General features: G+C 59.0%; 3 protein-coding genes. 1 reads left to right on the top strand and 2 read right to left on the bottom strand.

Features of this window, described 5'->3' with window-relative positions; genetic code table 11:
* The coding region (locus tag ACXJL8_RS36070) for an adenylate/guanylate cyclase domain-containing protein (protein ID WP_456686542.1) at positions 1–1,311 on the bottom strand (1,311 nt) is incomplete at its 3' end.
* A gap of 603 nt (positions 1,312–1,914) precedes the next feature.
* Positions 1,915–2,127: a PRC-barrel domain-containing protein gene (locus tag ACXJL8_RS36065; protein WP_456623491.1), complete on the bottom strand. Its 213-nt coding sequence runs from the start codon at positions 2,125–2,127 to the stop codon at positions 1,915–1,917.
* Between the two features lie 1,436 nt (positions 2,128–3,563).
* Here ACXJL8_RS36065 and ACXJL8_RS36060 point away from each other — a divergent pair.
* Positions 3,564–3,868, top strand: a 305-nt coding sequence (locus tag ACXJL8_RS36060; RefSeq protein ID WP_456686541.1) for an alpha/beta fold hydrolase, incomplete at its 3' end; no start/stop codon positions are given.

Here is a 3,868-nt window from a genome sequence, read left to right as displayed (position 1 = left end):
GTTCGTAAAGATCTGGACCCAACCCCGAGCCGAGTGGGCTGAAGTATAGTTCGGCCTGATCGACAATGCCTTATTCACCATCGCCTCAGCCGCTGCAAACCGCGCAGGCCCATCATCCGTGGTAAAGCTGGACCCAATTGCCGTATCAACAGTTGCCAGGCCAATCATTGCTTCGACGTTGCCGGGGTCGAACTCCAGAGCGCGTTCGAAGAAGCTCCGCGCCTGCGTTACGTCTTCAGGGCTAAACCCCTTCATCAACCAGGCCCGGCCCTGGAAGTACAAGTCCATCGCATCGGGATGCAGCGTACGCTCGGCTCGTCGCGCCTCAGCCACGATGAGCTGCGCACCTAATGTATTGGCGAGCATCGATACGATTTCGTCCTGCATGTCGAACAGGTCGACGACAGGCTTCTCGAAGCGCTCGGCCCAAAGATGCTGGCCGCTCCTGGCATCGATCAACTGCACGTTCATCCGAAGCCTCTTGCCGCTGCGTTGCACTGAGCCTTCGAGCACGTAGCGAACGTTTAATTCGCGGCCGACTTGCCGTACATCGACTGCTCTGCCCTTGTATGAGACGGCGCTGTTCCCTGCGATGACAAATGAACCAGCGATGCGCGACAAGTCCGTGGTCAAACTCTCGGTTACACCATCCACGAAATAGTCCTGCTCGCGATCCCCGCTCAGGTTCGCGAAGGGTAGCACGACGATGGATAGGCGCGGCGTTGAAAGCCGGGCCCGACTTGCGCGTTCAACCTGTGTCTCGGAGCTAGGCCCATCCCGGACCGCTGCATAGGTCCGGACCGGAAGGGCGATGTTCTTGAGGTTCTGCTCGCCCAGATCAGCGAACTCGATGCCCACTTTACCTCTGACGTGGTCATACGCGGAAGACGAGATGCAGATACCGCCTGGTTCTGCGATGCTTTCGAGCCGCGCCGCAATGTTTACGCCGTCCCCAAAAATGTCATGCGGTTCGACAATCACGTCGCCTATATTAATGCCCACCCGAAAGGCAATGTGATTGTCTTCCGGCTCATCGATCGTAAGTTCGTGAGTCCGGGTCTGGAACTGCATCGCGGCCCGAACCGCCTCTACCGCGCTGGCAAACTCCGCCAAAAACCCATCGCCTGTGTTTTTCACGACGCGGCCACCGTGCTCGGCGATCGCGGGGTAGACGGCCTCCATGAGGAGCGTCGTCAGTTTGGCATGCGTAGCCTCCTCGTCATGGTGCATCAGCCGCGAATAGCCCGCCACGTCGGCGGCCAATATCGCCGACAATCTGCGTTCGATCCGGGACGGCCGCTCTTGCGCCATGACCTGCAGACCTTTTTGACCTGCACATTCTACGATAAATCCGGCTGCCGTGCCACGACCACTCAAGCGGGACGGCAAAGTGGGCGTAATCGCCCGAAGATGACCATGGTGACGGCTGCATCAATCGGAATGGCCTCCAATYGGTTCCCCGTTCAACCCCAAAAATCGGGCGCTCGCCTGGGAACGCTTCGTCCATTGCTCGGCCGTCGCAGATGAGATGATGTCGCCTTCTGGCCCATCAGTGAAGTAGCGGCGCACCTCGTTGAGGTCCGCTCAGTGAGGCATGGCGGACCAGGTTTGCTCAGGTCGAGTTCTTCGCATCTTGACCCTAAGCGGACTTCGCTTTGGGTCCGCTCCGGATTCCGGCGCCGCCCGCATCTCGCGCCGTCTGCGTTTGGAACCGAAACATTTTCCAGCCTGAATGATTTACTCCTGGGGCTTCGCAAGATGCGAGGCATTCATGGACCCTCTCTCGGCGAGCGACGTGTTCCTCACGGTCGCGATCATGAGCGTCACTTTCCTGACCGAGGTCGGGATTTTCATCTTGATTGGAATGCTGTGAAAGCAGCACGCCATCTGGGCAACGCGCAGCTGCTGCGGGATCTAGGACTCCGCAAACTTGATGGTTGAGACCGGCCATCTTCCATCAAAACCTGCGATCGAAACGCGGAGCCCGTGCAGTTCGTCCAGCGAAACGCTCTCGACCGTGCCTGCCTTTCCGTCGGTAAGGACGACGGCTTTGCCGATCAACTCGGATCGCGCCTCACCGTACTCTCTCAAGATGTTTGATGCACGGACCATTACTGGTGGCGGCATTGCTCGTCCTGTTCGGCCGAGCCGTCTGTGCTGTCCCGAGGCGGCTCAACGCCAAGGTTTGTCCCAGCGCTCAGCATGGGGAACGATTGATGGTGACTGCTCTTCCAATTCCCGCAGCCGGTCGATTTGCGTTCTGAGGCTCCCCGATAGTTCCGGTTCTTCTTTCAGGAACGCACGCAGTCTCTCCCCAATCTCTCGGACGATTGCTCGGCTGTGTGCGTGGTCTATGTCAACGCGATTTCGCATAGCGACGACTCGTTCGAGTAATAGAAAGCGCCGAGACCCAGCACCTACCCCTCCCGCAGCTCTCCCTCTTGCGAGCACGGCTGGTAATTCTGAGTGGACCTGAGACCGCCGCTGTTGGCTATCTGCGCGAGCGCTTGTTCTGAGAACAGCGGGTCTTTCGCAACGACCTTTGGCTATCTGCGACATGCGCCGTTTTGTTACCGGCGAGCGGCGGTCTCTCGTTTCTAAAGTCCTGACCGGAGCTTTCGTTCCCGATCATTCGTCGCGACGCCGCTCCGGACGGAATGGGGAAACAATTGGAGAGTGCGGCCGACCTATCGAGGAACTCGCCGCGTGTAATAGATCGGGACCCACGTCACCGCGCTCCAACGGATTGACGAGGATGCCTTCCGGACGGCACGCAAGCGGGCGTTCCAAGGGCTAGGGTCAAACAGCACTCCTGGAACCATTTATCGGCGTCTCCGGTTAGTACGTGGGGTCGATGGAGGAACCATCGCCATGAGGATCGAATATCTTGCTGCAATTGCGATAGTGGTCTTTGCCGCTGGTGCCGGACTGGCGGTCCATTCTGTCGGCTCGCTGCCGCCCGAAAAGCAATCGACGCCTACCACCGCCCAATTGGCGACCCGGCTAGTCGAGTCCGTGGATCCGTTCTTGCATCGGTCCGGGAGCTAACGGCCAGCGCAACTCAAAACGCCTCGGCGAGGCTGCCCAAATCATGAGGGGCATCGCGCCCCTTCGGCAGAGCGATCGGCTCGTCGAATTTGCGGCCCCAGCCCGCGCGCGATGATCCTTAGCGTCGTCTGGCAAGGAACGCTGTAACACCTTTGCTTCATCCCCATATTCGCGTTCTGTCGGATTGAACGCAAGAATAGTTCTGCTGCTTCTGCGTCGCGTCCGGTACTTCCGATATTGGCCCTGAGCTGAACACCACGGGAGACATTCCCATGTCTGCTGTCTGACGGGAGCCGGACGTCGCCCGACTGATAGGCTGACCGCCGCCTTTGACCCGAAGCCGACCTTGCGCCGATGCTGCCGGAGGCGGGTGCGGGCTCGAAAATAAATTCGTAGAGCATGTCGTTTTGGCGGTCCGCCGTTCGGCTGGGTGTCGGCGGAGCCACTTCGGTTGTGGCTGGAGCTCACAATGTGACTGATTAGCTATCAGATCAATGATCTTGCGGAGGTTGGCAATGACGATCTCACTTCGATTTATAGAGACAAATGGCATTCGAATGCACCTGGCCGAAGCAGGGAGCGGCCCCACCGTGCTTCTCTGCCATGGCTTTCCGGAGTGCTGGTATTCGTGGCGGCACCAGTTGGAAGCGCTCGCTGCCGCCGGATATCGCGCCATCGCGCCCGACATGCGCGGTTATGGGCAGACGGACAAACCGGATGCGATCGATCAATACACTCTATTGCATTTGACCGGAGACATGATCGGATTGCTCGACGCGATCGGCACGGATCAAGCAGTCGTTGTCGGACATGATTGGGG

The organism is Bradyrhizobium sp. P5_C11_2, from assembly GCF_054049755.1.
The sequence above is the reverse complement of the archived record's forward strand: the minus strand, read 5'-3'. Positions and strand labels throughout refer to the sequence as shown.